This window comes from Cupriavidus sp. 05T41, from assembly GCF_056396525.1.
Window position 1 is genome coordinate 280,573 of sequence record NZ_JBFTLQ010000001.1, and the last position, 14,276, is coordinate 294,848.

At 69.6% G+C, this 14,276-nt stretch carries 12 protein-coding genes; 7 read left to right on the top strand and 5 right to left on the bottom strand.

What is annotated here, in order from left to right; translation table 11 throughout:
* Window positions 1-55 precede the first annotated feature (55 nt).
* The gene (locus tag AC1DKV_RS01265; protein ID WP_441615088.1) at window positions 56-1,285 is read left to right on the top strand and encodes a GGDEF domain-containing protein; all 1,230 of its coding nucleotides are present in this window, start codon (window positions 56-58) and stop codon (window positions 1,283-1,285) included.
* Between the two features lie 21 nt (window positions 1,286-1,306).
* Here AC1DKV_RS01265 and AC1DKV_RS01270 read toward each other — a convergent pair whose 3' ends face one another.
* The 5 genes from AC1DKV_RS01270 to AC1DKV_RS01290 all read right to left on the bottom strand — a co-directional run bounded on the left by AC1DKV_RS01270 (window position 1,307) and on the right by AC1DKV_RS01290 (window position 6,773).
* Window positions 1,307-2,185 (bottom strand): citryl-CoA lyase, encoded by an 879-nt coding sequence (locus AC1DKV_RS01270; RefSeq protein WP_441615086.1) that lies wholly within the window; start codon window positions 2,183-2,185, stop codon window positions 1,307-1,309.
* On the bottom strand, window positions 2,182-3,381 hold the full coding sequence (locus tag AC1DKV_RS01275; protein ID WP_441615084.1) for a CaiB/BaiF CoA transferase family protein: 1,200 nt from the start codon (window positions 3,379-3,381) through the stop codon (window positions 2,182-2,184). Before AC1DKV_RS01275 ends, AC1DKV_RS01270 begins: the two co-directional genes overlap by 4 nt.
* Window positions 3,382-3,455: 74 nt before the next feature.
* Window positions 3,456-4,439, bottom strand: coding sequence for a Bug family tripartite tricarboxylate transporter substrate binding protein (locus tag AC1DKV_RS01280; protein ID WP_441615082.1), 984 nt, complete (start codon window positions 4,437-4,439; stop codon window positions 3,456-3,458).
* A 444-nt stretch (window positions 4,440-4,883) separates the two neighbouring features.
* Window positions 4,884-5,891 carry a Bug family tripartite tricarboxylate transporter substrate binding protein gene (locus tag AC1DKV_RS01285; RefSeq protein ID WP_441615080.1) on the bottom strand — a complete coding sequence of 336 codons (1,008 nt, stop codon included), beginning with the start codon at window positions 5,889-5,891 and terminating at the stop codon, window positions 4,884-4,886.
* Between the two features lie 156 nt (window positions 5,892-6,047).
* Complete coding sequence (locus AC1DKV_RS01290) at window positions 6,048-6,773, bottom strand: MgtC/SapB family protein (RefSeq protein WP_441615078.1); 726 nt, start codon at window positions 6,771-6,773, stop codon at window positions 6,048-6,050.
* A gap of 673 nt (window positions 6,774-7,446) precedes the next feature.
* On the opposite strand from AC1DKV_RS01290, the gene AC1DKV_RS01295 reads away from it, so the two are divergent.
* The 6 genes from AC1DKV_RS01295 to AC1DKV_RS01320 form a co-directional block, all read left to right on the top strand.
* The gene (locus AC1DKV_RS01295; RefSeq protein ID WP_441643288.1) at window positions 7,447-7,950 is read left to right on the top strand and encodes a DUF6630 family protein; all 504 of its coding nucleotides are present in this window, start codon (window positions 7,447-7,449) and stop codon (window positions 7,948-7,950) included.
* Between the two features lie 251 nt (window positions 7,951-8,201).
* Window positions 8,202-8,909, top strand: coding sequence for a response regulator transcription factor (locus AC1DKV_RS01300; protein ID WP_441615074.1), 708 nt, complete (start codon window positions 8,202-8,204; stop codon window positions 8,907-8,909).
* A gap of 428 nt (window positions 8,910-9,337) precedes the next feature.
* Window positions 9,338-10,237: a polysaccharide deacetylase family protein gene (locus AC1DKV_RS01305; RefSeq protein WP_441615072.1), complete on the top strand. Its 900-nt coding sequence runs from the start codon at window positions 9,338-9,340 to the stop codon at window positions 10,235-10,237.
* A 105-nt stretch (window positions 10,238-10,342) separates the two neighbouring features.
* Window positions 10,343-10,993, top strand: a complete 651-nt coding sequence (locus AC1DKV_RS01310) for a MotA/TolQ/ExbB proton channel family protein (protein ID WP_441615070.1) — start codon at window positions 10,343-10,345, stop codon at window positions 10,991-10,993.
* Window positions 10,993-11,421: a DUF2149 domain-containing protein gene (locus AC1DKV_RS01315; protein ID WP_441615069.1), complete on the top strand. Its 429-nt coding sequence runs from the start codon at window positions 10,993-10,995 to the stop codon at window positions 11,419-11,421. Before AC1DKV_RS01310 ends, AC1DKV_RS01315 begins: the two co-directional genes overlap by 1 nt.
* A partial coding sequence (locus AC1DKV_RS01320) for a cobaltochelatase subunit CobN (protein ID WP_477137353.1) occupies window positions 11,418-14,276 on the top strand: 2,859 nt, incomplete at its 3' end. The genes AC1DKV_RS01315 and AC1DKV_RS01320, both read left to right, overlap by 4 nt.

Below are 14,276 nucleotides of genomic sequence, written 5' to 3' on the forward strand. Positions count from 1 at the left end.
AGCGCTGCCAACGTCGTCAACGTCAACGGCAACACGGCATCTTCAAAGGACTCCCGTGCAGTTAGACCAGCAAGCGGTAGTTGTTGTCATGGTGGTGGTGTACGCCAGCACACTGGCCATATCGCTGGGCCTGCTGGTCGCGCTGCGGCCGAGCGAGGCCGGGCGGCTGTGGGCGGCAGGGCACCTGCTGCTGTCCGCCGCCGGGCTGGTGCTGGCCCTCAATGCCTCGGACCGGCAAGTCTATGTGAGCGCCGGCGGCGCGGCCGTCTTTATTGCCGGGCGGCTGCTGATCTATCGCGGCGTGCGCGTCTACTACGGGCTGGTGTCGTGGGACCGCACGCTGGCGCTGGGCGTGTCGCTGGCCGGACTGGCCCTGCTCGGTGCCGCCGGCATGGCCAACAGCTATGCGCGCCTGCATGTGATTGGCTATGGCTGCCTGGCCCTGGTGGCGACGCTGACGGCAATCACCTTGTTGCATTCCCATGGCGGGCGCCGCAGTGTCGGCACGCCACTGGTGCTGGTGGCCACCCTGATCCACCTGGTGACCCAGCTGACCGGCCTTGCCGCCGGACTGGGCGGCATGGTGTTTTCCGGTCCGTTCTACGCCAGCAATGCCAGCGCCATGCTGCTGCTCTCGCCCATGGTGGCAACCCTGCTGGGCTTGTTCGGCTTCACGCTGATGGCGATGGAGCAGGTCATTGCCGTCAACGAGAACGGCGCCCGGCTCGACGCGCTGACACGGCTGCTCAACCGGGGCGCGCTCGACAAGGCGGCCACCAGCCTGGTGGCGGCATGGGAGCGGCACGGCCAGCCCTTGTCCTGCCTGGTGATCGATGTGGACCACTTCAAGCAGGTCAACGACCGCAACGGCCACCACGCAGGCGATACCGTGCTAAAGCTGATCGCCGAGGCCATCGACAACTCGCGGCGCGCCTCCGATGTGGCCGGCCGCTACGGCGGGGAGGAATTCTGCATCCTCTGCCCGCATACCGATGAAAGCCAGGCCACCGCGCTGGCCAACCGCATCCTGAAGAAAGTCCGCACGATTCCCTTGCCCGGCGCGCCAGCCGCGTTCGCCAGCGTCAGCATCGGCGTGGCCGAACTGCGCGGCGGGGCGGCGGGCGTGGAAGGCCTGTGGCGCGCCTTGTTCGCGGCGGCCGACCGTGCGCTGTACGCGGCCAAGGAATTCGGCCGCGATCGCTACGCGCTGGCGTCGTGGATGGCGCCGGTCACGCGCCCGGTGCCCGGCGACGTGGGCGATTCCTCCCCCGTGCCGAGCCGCTAGGCGCCAGGCGCTCACCCGCAGTCAGTCCTGCCTCGGCGGTACATCCCGTTGCGGGTGCCCGTCATAGGTCCAGATGTACTGGCGCGGGATCGGGCCTTTGTTGCGCCCGCCTTGCTGGGTCTGCTCCCATGCATGCGCCAGGATGCCCACCGAGCGGGACAGGCAGAACAGCCCGCGCGCCAGCGGCGCCGGGAAGCCCAGCTCGGCGTAGATGACCGCGGTGGCGCCGTCGATGTTCATGGGGATGGGCTTGCTGCGGCCCGCGCCGAGCTCGGCCTCCACCGCGCGCGCGATGGTCGCGAAGCGCCCCGGCACCACACCGTCTTGCGCGGCCTGGTCCACCAGGGCCAGCAGGCGCGGCGCGCGCGGATCGAGCGGATGGAAGCGGTGGCCGAAGCCCGAGACGAACTTGCCGTGCGCGTCGCGGTAGTCGGCCAGCGCCGCCTTGACCGCTTCGGCCTGGGGCAGGCCGCCGTCGATGCGCCGCGCCACGTCCTGGTACAGCTCCACCGCCTGCTCGCCGGCGCCGCCGTGCACGTCGCCGAGCACGTTGACGGCCGAGGCCATCGCATTGTTCAGGCCCACGCCGCAGGTGGCGGCCATGCGCGCGATGGCGATGCTGGGCGCCTGCGGGCCGTGGTCCACCGCGGACATCAGCGCGGCATCCAGCAGCTCGCCCTGCTTGCGGCTTGGCAGCTCGCCGCGCAGCATCAGCCAGATCATCTGCGCGAACGAGACCTGCCCGATCAGCTGCTCGATGGGGTAGCCGCGGTAGCGGATCTCGCCGGGCTGCATGTCGATGATCTCGGTGCGCCACCAGTCCTGGGACAGGCGCTGGCCTTCGTTGATGCCGGCCTGATCGCCGGTGTCGCCGGCAGCTTGCTTGATGGGGTCGCTCATACTGCGCGCTCCTGTTGCAGGGTTTCGATATCGGCCTCGCCATAGCCCAGCTGGGCGAGGATCTCGCGGGTGTGCTGGCCGAGCTCCGGCGGCGGCGTATCCACCGAGGGCGCTTCGCCGTTGAGTTTGAAGCCGGTGCGCACCAGGCGGATGTCGCGGCCCACGCCGGGGACGTCGGCAAAGTCGCCGATCATGCCGCGCCCGCTGATCTGCGGGTGGTCCAGCGTCTGCGGCACGCTGTAGACCGGGCCGGCGGGCACGCCGGCTTCGTTGAGCAGCGCCCACCATTCGTCGGCGGATTTCTTCGCCAGCTCGGCTTCCAGCTCGCGCGTCAGCGCCGCGCGGTTGGCCAGGCGCGACTGGCGCTCGGCAAAGCGCGCATCGGTGGCGAGCTCGGGGCGGCCCACTACGCGGCACACCGCCTCGAACTGTTCCTGCTTGTTGGCGGCGATATTGAGCAGCCCCGCGCCGGTATGGAAGGCGCCGGACGGGCTCGCCGTCATGTTCTCGTTGCCCATGGGGGACGGGGTCTTGCCGGCGATCAGGTAGTTGGACACCACCCAGCCCATGGTGGCGAGGGTGGCCTCCAGCATGGACACATCGATGAAATAGCCCTCGGTGCGCTGGTGGTCCGCCAGCGCGGCGGCCACGGCAAAGGCCGCGGTGATGCCGCCGATGGTGTCGGAGACCGGGTAGCCCACGCGGTAGGGCGCGGTCTGCGGATCGCCGGTGATGCTCATCACCCCGGACATGCCCTGGATGATCTGGTCATAGGCCGGCAGGTCGGACAGCGGGCCGTCCTGGCCGAAGCCGGAGATGCCGCAGTAGATCAGCTTCGGGTTGACCTGCTTGAGCGCCTCGAAGCCCAGGCCCAGGCGTTCCATCACGCCGGGGCGGAAGTTCTCCACCAGCACGTCGGCGCTGGCCACCAGCTTGCGGAACACTTCCTTGCCGCGCGCATGCTTGAGATTGACGGTGATGGAGCGCTTGCCCGGGTTCTGCGCCAGGAAGGACACGCCCATCAGCCGGCGGTTGAGTTCGGCATCCGCGCCGAGCTGGCGCGCCAGGTCGCCGGTGCCCGGTGTTTCCACCTTGATGACCTCGGCGCCCATATGGGCCAGTTGGTGACAGCAGAACGGCCCGGCCAGCACATTGGTGAGGTCGAGCACGCGGATATGGCGTAGCGGTTTTTGCATGGTGCGTGATCTCGTTGAAGCAAAAGGGAGCCGGGGGCTGCGAGCCGCCGCGCACGGCGGCGCAATCGCCCCTCTTACTCTACCTTGGCGCCCGACTGGCGCACGATGGTGCCCCAGCGGGTGTTCTCGGCCTTGATGAAGGCAGCCAGTTCGGCGGGGGTGCCGCCGCGCGGCTCGCTGCCTTCCTCGCGCATCTTGGCGATGGTATCGGGCTGGGCGATGGCCTTGTTGATTTCCTCGTTGACGCGCTTGATCACGTCGGCCGGCGTACCGGCGGGCGCCACCAGCGCCTTCCAGTCTTCGGCCTGGAAGCCGGCGTAGCCGCCTTCGATCACGGTGGGCACGTCGGCCACCAGCGGCAGGCGCTTGGACGAGGTCACCGCCAGCGCGCGCAGCTTGCCGGCCTTGATCATCGGCAGCGCGATCGGCGGCGTGGCGAAGTAGAAATCGGTCTGGCCGCCCAGCAGGTCGGTCAGCGCCGGCGAGGCGCCCTTGTACGGCACATGCAGCATCTTGATGCCGGTGCGGCGCGCGAACATCTCGCCGGTCAGGTGGCCCACGGTGCCGGTGCCGGCCGAGGCCATCGACAGCTGCCTGGCCTTGCCCGCGGCGACGAGGTCGGCCAGGTTCTTGTATGGCGCGTCCTTGCGCACGATCAGCACCAGCGGCTGGGCGGAAACCAGTGCCACCGGGGTGAAGTCCTTGACCGCGTCATACGGCATCTTGGGATACAGCGTGGGGTTGATCGCCAGGTTGGCGGTCTGGCCCATGCCCAGGGTATAGCCGTCCGGGCGCGCCTTGGCCACGGCGTCCATGCCGATATTGCCGCCCGCGCCGGCGCGGTTTTCCACCACCACGTTCCAGTGCGTGCTCATGCCCACCTTGTTGAACACCAGGCGCGCCATGACATCGGTGCCACCGGCCGGCGGGAAGGGCACCACCAGCCGCACCGGCTGGCTGGGGTAGGTGTCGGCGGCGGCAGGCAGGGCGGCGGCGAGCAGCGTCGCGGGCACGGCAAGCATCAGCAGGGCGCGGATGGGGGAGGGAAAGCGCTTCATTGGGTCTCCGTCTATGGGTGTTGCAAGGCGGCGCCTCCGGGCCGCGCCCCGGTCGGAAGGGCGGGCGCATGCGGCGGGCCGGCGATTGCGTCTGGGATGGCGTCTCGATGGCTCGTGGAGGGGGTGTGGCAGCGGCACGGAGGCCGTCATTCCCACCTTGCCTCCAGATTTTACGTTCTATACAACAGAACAACGATCTTACTTAAGGAATTTAAACGAGAGAATAGGAGTGCCGGGGATGGTTGTCAAGGCGCCTTTGGCGCAAGCACCGCGCGGTCCGGGCACGGGTTTGCCGCCGGAACGGCAATGCGCCGGACTGGAAGGAAAAGCGGGGGGGAGGGGGGCGGCCCGCGGGGCGGGCCGGTTGCCCGCGACGGGGCTGGGAGGCGGGAGGGAGGCAGGGGCGGGCGGCGGCCGGCATCGGCGCGGCCGCCGCGGCCGGGCTTAGTCGAGCGAGATCTTCGCGGCCTTGATGATTTCGGCGTACCGCGCCGAATCGCGGTCGATCAGCTTGCGGAACTCATCCGGCGTGCTGCCCACGCCGATAAAGCCCAGGTTCTCCAGCTTCTTCTGCACGTCGGGCGAGCGCACCGCCTCGGCGATTTCCTTCGACATGCGGTCGATGACCGGCTGCGGCGTGCCGGCAGGCGCCATCAGCCCGGCCCAGGAGCTCATCACGAAACCGGGAAAGCCGGCTTCTTCCATGGTCGGGATATTGGGCTCGCCCGGCCAGCGCTTGGCCGACGCCACCGCCAGCACATTGATCTTGCCTGCCTTGGCCTGCGGCATCGGCACCAGCAGCGGGTCGAACACCATCGACACATTGCCCGACATCAGGTCGGTCAGGATGGGCGCGCTGCCGTTGTACGGGATATGCGTCATCTCCATCTTGCTGACCATGCCGAACTTGGTGCCGACCAGGTGGGCGCTCGAGCCGGTGCCGCTGGAGCCGAAGTTCAGCTTGCCCGGGTTCCTGTGGCCGTATTCAACCAGCTGGGCGACCGTGGTGGCGGGCACGGACTTGCTGGAAAACAGGAACAGCGGCAGGTCCGCCATCAGCGCTACCGGGGTCAGGTCGCGCGGCTTGTACTGCAGGTGCGAATACAGGCTCGGGTTGGCCGAATAGGCGGCCAGCACCGACAGGAAGGTGTAGCCGTCGGGCTTGGCGCGCGCCGCTACCGAAGTACCGAGCGTGGAATTGCCGCCGGGCTTGTTCTCGATCACGATCGGCTGCTTGAGGCGCTCGGCAACCTTTTCGAAGACGATGCGCGAGACGGTGTCGGTGGAACCGCCCGGCGTATAGGGCACGATCACCTTGATCGGCTTGGCGGGCCATGCCTCGGCGGCGATGGCGGGGACGGCTGCGGCGACGGCCTGGCAGGCGATGGCGGTGGCCAGGAGGTGGCGGGCAAGGCGCGGCGCGCGGCCGGCAGGCGACTTCGAAACTTTCATGTGCTCCTCGTATGTAATGAGACCGCGCCGGGATCGCCGTCCACGGTCGGCACAAGGATGCCATGTTGTTCGTACATTGCAACAACACCAGCCATTTTTCTGTGCGTTGATCGCCTGCCCGGACGGGGGGGTGCGCCAGGAGGCGGTCATGCCGCTTCAGTCCGTCGTGCTGGGGCTCCAGAACGCCTGGTGGATATGCTCGGACTCGGCCAGCTGCGCCATCAGGCGGTCGAGCACATCGCCGTCGACCGAGGTGGAAGTCAGCACTGCCTCGATCTCCACATCGGCATCGCCGAAGGCATGCACTTCGAGGTCGCGCATCGGGTAGCTGCCTGTCTCCAGTGTCCGCTCCAGCAGTTGCAGCGCCTGCTTCTGCGAAGCGCGCGGCGCGATCACGTAGACGGTGTTGGTGACTTCCACCGCCGGGGTGTCCATCGGCTGCTGGTTGATGCGGTTGACCACCGGCCGCAGCAGCGTGTTGGCGGCCAGCACGAACAGGCAGCCAACCGTGGCCTCGATGATCAGGTCCGCGCCGGCGCAGGCGCCGATGGCCGCCGAACCCCACAGCGTGGCGGCGGTATTGAGCCCGCGCACATTGCCTTCCTCGCGCATGATCACGCCGGCACCGAGGAAGCCGATGCCGGATACCACGTAGGCCACCACGCGCACCGCGCCGTCGTGCCCGGCCATGCGGTTGGCCATGTCGACAAAGATCGCCGCCCCCACCGCCACCAGCACATTGGTGCGCAGGCCGGCGGTGCGCTGGCGGAGTTGCCGCTCGTAGCCGATCACCGTGCCCAGCACGAAGGCCGTGGTCAGGCTCACGAGGGTGTCCAACAGCGAGGCGAGGTTGATGTTCTGGAAAGCTTGGAGGGAGTGCATGGCAGATGTTCCCGGACGTGAAGCCGATACGCTTCGTGATGATTGTGCCTGGGCCTGGCCCTGGCGCTATTGCGTTTGTACGACGGGCAGGTGTCAGGCCGGTGTGGCCGGCATTGGCCGCGACGACAAGAGCGCGACAAGGCAGCGACACGGCAGCGCACGGCAGCGCACGGCGGGGCGGCGTGCGCGCGGGATGCGGTCCCGCGCGCACGAGCGCATCCCGCGGCATGGTGGCCGCCGGTCTTGCAATGAACTGGGAGAGCAGGCATTGCGCGGAGAACCCGTGCAATGCACCGCCACTACCGGCCGGTTCCGGCGAGGCAGTGGCGAAAGGACGCCTGGACTTGCCTAGCCGTTCAGGATGTGGCCAGGGGCCAGGTAGAACAACTGTCCATGGAGATGACTCCGGAGCGATAACGGGGCGAAGCGTAACAAAGCCGATACGCGCTTGGCAACCGCTTTTTGGGGGGGTGTTAGCGCCATGCCGGAAACGGCCGGCGCGGCACGTGTGCGTGTGGCGCCACGCTACAACCTTTGTCAGAATAGGGGGCCGCGAGCCAAATCCATCGTCGCGGCATCACGGGCAGTGCCACGGCCAATATCGAGTGCGCCGGCCCGTGGCGTTCCGGCAGTGACCACGTCGTTGCTGCCGTCTCCAACCCGCCAGAAGCTTATGACGATTGTGCTCCCGAGTGAAACGCAGGACGCCATGCGCGAGTTGATCCTGCTGGTATGCCTGCACGACCAGGAAGCCGCGGATCGCTACTGGATCGCTTTCCGGCGTGCGCTGGCGCATGCCGGGCCGCGATGCGACGGACATCAGCTGCTGTGGCCGCTGAGCGAAGCCCTCGGCAACGGTGCCGGCTTCTATGTGGAGTGGAATGACAGGGCCGCGCTGGTGCGCAGCGTGCATATGCTGGGCGAGCGCGTCGGCGTGCGCGTGGATTGGGGCGTGAGCGAGCCGCTCGCGCCTGCCTTTCTGGCCGCGCACGATATCCCTCGCCTGATGACGATCGCGCAAGCCTCCATGCGCATGGCCGGTTATAGGCTGTGGTGCTGGGATACGCAGGCCGACGCCTTCGCCGGCTGGATGATCCGCGACAGCGATGAAGCCCGGCTCGCCGGCCTCGCCGCACGCCTGCATCTGATGATCGACCCCGCCGACGAAACCTGCTGACGGCACCGGGTCTTCCGGTCCGTGCTCAGCGCTTCGCACCCAGGCCGGCATTCGCTCCGGCATGCAAATCCCGCGTTCACATTTCGTGACAATTGCCGTGCATGGCTGAGATAGGCTAGTCGCGTCCGATGCTGGCCCGGCAGCATGCCCGCGAGCGCTTTCTTGCATCGCAGTCGCCTATCTCGTTCGCCGAACATCCCGGCGCATATGGCTGGACACGGTAACGTTCCGGGCATGGTCATGAGAGATCCATGAGAATTGCTTCGGTGGAAGACGATGAGAGCCAGGCCGAGCTGATCCGGCGGATCGTGGAGGACGCGGGCTTCGCGTGCGCGACCTACGGCAGCGGTGGCGCCTTCGTGCGCGCGCTGCGCGAACATACCTTCGACCTCGTTATCCTCGACTGGCAGCTGCCCGACATCAGCGGGCTCGATCTCGTGCAGTGGATCCGCCAGCGCGTCGGCCGCCTCCTGCCGATCCTGTTCCTGACCAGCCGGCCGCTCGAGGAGAGCATCGTCGCCGCGCTGGGCGCCGGCGCGGATGACTACATGATCAAGCCGATCCGCCGCGCCGAACTGGTGGCGCGCATGCGCGCGCTGTTGCGCCGCGCTTATCCGCAGGCGATGGTGCGCAGCGAGCTGGTCGAAGTCGGCAGCTATGCGGTGGATCCCGTGGCGCGCACCATCACGCTGCGCGGCGCCAGGCTGGACGTGTCGCCGCGCGAGTTCGACGTGGCACTGTTCCTGTTCCGCAACGTGGGCCGGCTGCTGTCGCGCGAGATGATGGAGAAAGCCGTGTGGGGCCGCGTGATCGGGCCCGACTCGCGCACGCTCGATACCCATGTGTCGCGCCTGCGCATCAAGCTTGCGCTGCGCCCGCACAACGGCGTGCGGCTGACCTCGGTGTATTCGCACGGCTATCGCTTCGACGCGGTGGCCGAGCCTGGCGGGCCCGGCTGAGCCGCGGCCTGCGCGCGCGAGCGGCATGCCGACACAGTTGTTTACGGTGCCGCGCCGGCCAGAGGCTAGTCTGAATGCAGGGGAGGCTTTCGCCGGCTTCCCGTACCCGTCGGCAGCGCCCGCTTCGCTGCCGGTCTTGCCAACCAGGCCATGTCGTGTGGCCTGGTCTTTTTTGCGTGCGCGAATTGCCGTCCCGGTGGCCCGGCAGGGGTTGCGGATGCGGATTCCCGGCGCCTTCGCCGGGCCCCCGGGGGGGCTATGGCACAATGCCGCGTCGTGTCCGCCATGCCCTGATGGCCGTTGCGGCGGCTCGCGCACACGCGCGGGCAGCTGCGGCCGGATGCCTTGTTCCTTGCCTGAAACTTCATGACGGTACGCCGGCGTAGCGCACACAGTGGCGCGCCGCGCGAAGCCGCGCGCCCCCACGCATGCGTTTTTCTCGTTTTTGTCTTTTTGCCGGCGCCATGCTGGCCAGCGGCCTGTGCGCCGCATCGCCGGCCACGGCACCGGTTCCGGCCGGATTCCAGCCTGCCGCGCCGGGCATCCAGCTGGCGGCATTGCGCGCCGCGCGCCCGCTGCCACCGATCCGCTTCCTGCTCACTTTCGACGACGGCCCCGATGCCGGCGAGGACGGCAGCACGCCGCTGATCCTGCGCCAGCTTGCCGACAACCCGGTCACGCCAGGCATCAAGGCGCTGTTTTTCGTGCAGACCGCCCACCCGCGGCGCGGCGGCGGCGACGAGGGCAAGGCGCAGATGCATGCCACCTGCAAGGCCGGGCACCGGCTCGCGGTACACAGCGGACTGCCGATCGGGCACCTGTCGCACACCCGGCTGGAGCCGGAGGAACTGGAAGCCTCGCTGCTGTCCGGCGAGGCCGACATCATCGAGCAATGCCGCGGCGCGGCGCAACTGGTGCGCCCGCCCAACTGGGCCTACAACGACGCCGTGCAGGCGGTCTACCGCAAGCTCGGCCTCGGCATGCTCATGTCGGACATCAATGCGCGCGACGGCAAGATCTACGGCTGGCACATCAGCCTGCGCCGGCGCTCGCACATGAACAGCGAGCTGGCGCAGGTCAAGGTGGCCCTGTCCGAGCAGCGCCTGGCGCTGGCCGGCGGCGTGGCGCCCATCGTGGTGAGCTTCCACGATACCAACGACTACACCGCGTCGCACATGACGGAGTACCTGCAGATCCTGGTGGAGGAAGCGAAGAACAACGGCCTGGTGCTGGCCGATCCGCCGTTCTACACCGACGCGCGCGTGGCCGAGCGGGCCGCGCGGGTGCGTGCGCTGTCGGGCGTCTACGCGCGCGCCAGCTGGCCCTGAAGCCACGGCGGCGGCGTCGGCCGCCGCGTACAATGCTGCGCCACGGCAGTCCGCTTCCCTTTGGCGGCTGCGCCGACCCGCCCCTGCAACTAGCTGACATTCACGATGGAAAGCGCCGTCACCGAGATCTTCTATCGCCTTTCCACGGCGTTCTTCTGGCCGGTCGCCCTGGCCTTGCTGGTGCTGTTCGTGCTGTCGCTGGCCGACCTGGGCAGCCTGCTGGTGCAGTCGCGCCGCCGGGCCGCCTCGCCGCGCAGCGACCTGCCGGCGCTGGCCAATGCGCTGGCCTGCGGCCTGCGCCAGGGCGCGCGGGCGCAATTGCAGGCGGTGCCGATGTCGCCCGCGCTGGCGCGCTTCTGGGGTTTGCTCGAAGGCCGCCTGGCGCGCCTCGATTCGCACGAGCATCTCGACCTGTGGCTGGACGAGACCCTGCAGCGCGAGGAAATGCGCGTGGCCAACCGGCTCGACCTGACCCGCACGCTGGTGCGCATCGCACCCATGCTGGGGCTGGCGGGCACCATCATCCCGCTCGGGCCGGCGCTGCAGTCGTTGCTGGCCGGCGACATGGCCGGCATGGTCAACCACCTGGTGATCGGTTTCGGCGCGGTGGTCTGCGGGCTGGTGCTGGGCGGCATCGCCTATGTGCTCACGCTCACGCGCGAGCGCTGGGCGCGTGCCGACCTGAAGGAAATGGAGAACCTGTGCGAGCTGGTGCTGCGCGCCATGCCCGCGCCGGGCGCCGGGGCGCACGGCTGATGGACGCCGGCCACGGACACCAGTTCCGGCGCCGCCGCTTCGTGCGCCGCCGCCGCGCCCAGGGCGAACTTGCCTCGGTGCATCGCGAAGACCCGCTGGCCGGCGTGGCCAACCTGTTCGATGCATCGATCGTGTTCGCGGTGGGCCTGATGGTGGCGCTCACGCAAGCCTTCAGCCTGACCCAGCTGCTCGATCCCGATGCGCGCTTCACCCTGGTCCAGCGCGATCCGCGCACGGGCGAACTGCAACTGCTCGAGAAGAACCGCAAGGAAGTGAAGGTCAGCAAGTTGTCCGCGCAGCAGAAGGCGGGCGAGGGCACGCGCCTCGGCGTGGCCTACCGGTTGCCGGACGGCAGCGTGGTCTATGTGCCCGAAGGCGCGCCGGCCTCCGCCGCGCAAGCCGTGCCGGCGGCGGGCGCCGGCAAATGAGGCTGGCCCGGCAGCGCTGGCTGCTGATGTCCCTCGCCTTGCTCTGCTGGCTGGGCGCGTGGCCATGGCACGCCAGCGCCGCCGCGCCCGTGCGCGTGCTGGTGGTCACCACCAACACCCACCTGCTGCCCGCCGCCGAGGCGCGCCTGCGCGAACTGGCCGGGCCGGGCAGGGTGGTGGTGGAGGCGGTCACCACCGCGCCCGCCGCGGCGCAGATCGCCGCCGCCGATGCCATCTACGCCTATTTCGCGCCCGCCGCCGTGCTCAGGCAGATGGCGCCGGCCATGCGCCAGGCAAGGCAGCGCGGCGCGCTGCTGCTGGCGGCGCCCGCCGCAACCGCCGAGGCCGCGTGGGGCATCAGCCTCGACGCGCCGCGTGGCCAGGCCGCCGAGGCGTACTGGAGCGCCGGCGGCGCCGACAACGTGGCCGGCTGGCTGGCCTGGACCATCGCCCAGGTGCGCGGCACGGATGCCATCGCCGTACCGCCGCCGCATCCGCTGCCCGCGTCCGGCATCTACCATCCGCGCGCCGCGCAGGCGTTCGCCACGCTGGCGGCATACCTGGCTTGGTATCGCACCGCGAGCGGCCTGCCGGCCCAGGCGCCGCTGGTGGGCATCGCTTTCTACGCCAGCAACTACCGCCAGCAGGATCTCGCCCATATCGATGCGCTGGTGGCCGCGCTGGAGAGCCAGGGCATCGGCGCCGTGCCGGTGTTCGGCTGGCCGCTTTCCAGCCTGGATGCGGCGCTGACGGTGGACGGGCGCAGCCCGCTGCGCGCGCTGTTCACGCTCAACCTCACCATCAGCCGCGCCGAGGACAAGGCCTGGCTGGAGCGCCACGGCCTGCACGCCATCAACCTGCTGGCCACGCGCGACAGCCAGGCCGCCTGGCGCGCCGACGCGCGCGGTATCGCCGGCGAGCGCCTGCCGCTGCTGCTCAACACGCCCGAGCGCGCCGGGGCCGGCGAGCCGATCCTGTTCGCCACGCTGGAAGACGAAAACGGCGCCAAGACCAGCCGCGCCGTGCCGGAGCGCGCCGATGCCGCGGTGGCGCGCGTGCGGCGCTGGATCGCGCTGCAGGACAAGCCGGCAGCGGACAAGCACATCGCCATCCTCTACTACAACAACCCGCCGGGCAGCGGCAATATCGGTGCCAGCTACCTGGCCACGCTGCCCTCGCTCGCGCAGATCATGGCGCGCCTGCGCGCGGCCGGCTACCAGACCGGCACTGCCTTGCCGGATACCGCGGAGCTGACCGCGCTGCTGGAGCGCAACGGCCGCAATATGGAGGAATGGTCGCCGGGCGAGCTGCGCGAGATGGTCGCGCGCGGACGCGTCACGCTGCTGCCGATGGCGCAATACAAGCGCTGGTTCGAGGCGCTGCCCGCGGCGTTCCGCCAGTCCGTGCTGGCCGCCTGGGGCCCGCCCGAGCGCAATCCGCTGATGCTGGTGGACGATGGCCGCGGCGGGCAGGATTTCGTGATTCCGGGCCTGCGCTTCGGCAACCTGTTCGTGGGGCCGCAACCGCTGCGCTCCACCTTCGCGCGCGCGATGGACACCTCGCACGACACCGTCACCCCGCCGCCGCATTCGTATATCGCCGCCTACCTCTGGTACCGCCACGCCTTCGGCGCCGACGCGATGGTCCACGTGGGGCGCCACGGCACGCTGGAATGGCTGCCCGGCAAGCAGGTGGGGCAGGCCGGCGACGACAGCGCCGAAGTGCTGCTGGGCGACCTGCCCAACGCCTACTACTACATCCAGGACGGCGGCGGCGAGGCCATACAGGCCAAGCGCCGCAGCGCCGCCGTGCTGGTCAGCCACCTGACCCCGCTGCTGACCCGCGCCGGCATGCCGGCCGCGCTGGCGAAGCTCGACGAGGTGATCGAGCAGCAGGAAGCCACCGCCGACAGCGCACCCGCGCTGGCCGAACAATACCGCCTGCAGGCACTGGCGCAGATCCGCGCGCTGGGCCTGGACCGCCAGCTCGGCGTGGACCTCGCCGCGCCATGGGAACAGGTCGAGCCGGTGATCCACCGGTTCCTGCACAAGGTGGAAGCCGAGCCGATGCCGCAAGGCATCCATGTGCTGGGCGAACTGCCGCCAGCGGATTTCCAGCGGCAGGCGCTGGCTACCGTGCTGGAAAGCGCGTTCGACGCCGGCGAGCGCAAACGCCTGGGCCATGACCCGTTGGCGAACTGGGCCGGCGCGCTGCTCGACGGGCGCGAGCCGGATCTGGCGGACCTGACGCCGCCGCTGGCGGACAAGGCAAAGGCCGCGCTGGCCGCGGCGCGCGCATGGCTGGCCGGCCTGCGCGCCTCACCGCGGAGCGAACTTGACGGCCTGGTGACGGTGCTCGCGGGCCGCTACCTGCCGACCGCGCCGCTCGGCGATCCGGTGCGCACGCCGCAGGGCCTGCCCACCGGGCGCAACCTGCATGCCTTCGACGGTGCCTTCATCCCCACGCCGGCCGCGTGGGAAGTCGGCAAGATGCTGGCGCGGCAGACGCTGGCGCGCTACCAGGCCGAAACCGGCGCGGCGCCCGAGCAGGTCTCGATGGTGCTGTTCTACGGCGAGACCGAGCGCCACCAGGGCGCGATGGAAAGCGAGGCGCTCTACCTGATGGGCGTGGAGCCGGTGTGGAACGCGCGCGGCGTGGTCGAGGACGTGCGGCTGATTCCCGATGCGCAGCTTGGCCGCCCGCGTGTCAACGTGCTGTTCACCATCTCCGGCATCTACCGCGACGGCTTCGGCGACAAGGTGGCGCTGCTGGACAAGGCCGCGCGCCTGGCCGCGGCCGCCGGCGACAACGCCGTCAGCCGCCACGACCGCGAGGCGCAGGCCGCGCTGCTGGCC

Coding starts and splice junctions, on each gene's coding strand:
- AC1DKV_RS01270 (WP_441615086.1), bottom strand. CDS start 2,185: ATGAGCGACCCCATCAAGCAAGCTGCCGGCGACACCGGCGATCAGGCC.
- AC1DKV_RS01275 (WP_441615084.1), bottom strand. CDS start 3,381: ATGCAAAAACCGCTACGCCATATCCGCGTGCTCGACCTCACCAATGTG.
- AC1DKV_RS01280 (WP_441615082.1), bottom strand. CDS start 4,439: ATGAAGCGCTTTCCCTCCCCCATCCGCGCCCTGCTGATGCTTGCCGTG.
- AC1DKV_RS01285 (WP_441615080.1), bottom strand. CDS start 5,891: ATGAAAGTTTCGAAGTCGCCTGCCGGCCGCGCGCCGCGCCTTGCCCGC.
- AC1DKV_RS01290 (WP_441615078.1), bottom strand. CDS start 6,773: ATGCACTCCCTCCAAGCTTTCCAGAACATCAACCTCGCCTCGCTGTTG.
- AC1DKV_RS01295 (WP_441643288.1), top strand. CDS start 7,447: ATGACGATTGTGCTCCCGAGTGAAACGCAGGACGCCATGCGCGAGTTG.
- AC1DKV_RS01300 (WP_441615074.1), top strand. CDS start 8,202: ATGAGAATTGCTTCGGTGGAAGACGATGAGAGCCAGGCCGAGCTGATC.
- AC1DKV_RS01305 (WP_441615072.1), top strand. CDS start 9,338: ATGCGTTTTTCTCGTTTTTGTCTTTTTGCCGGCGCCATGCTGGCCAGC.
- AC1DKV_RS01310 (WP_441615070.1), top strand. CDS start 10,343: ATGGAAAGCGCCGTCACCGAGATCTTCTATCGCCTTTCCACGGCGTTC.
- AC1DKV_RS01315 (WP_441615069.1), top strand. CDS start 10,993: ATGGACGCCGGCCACGGACACCAGTTCCGGCGCCGCCGCTTCGTGCGC.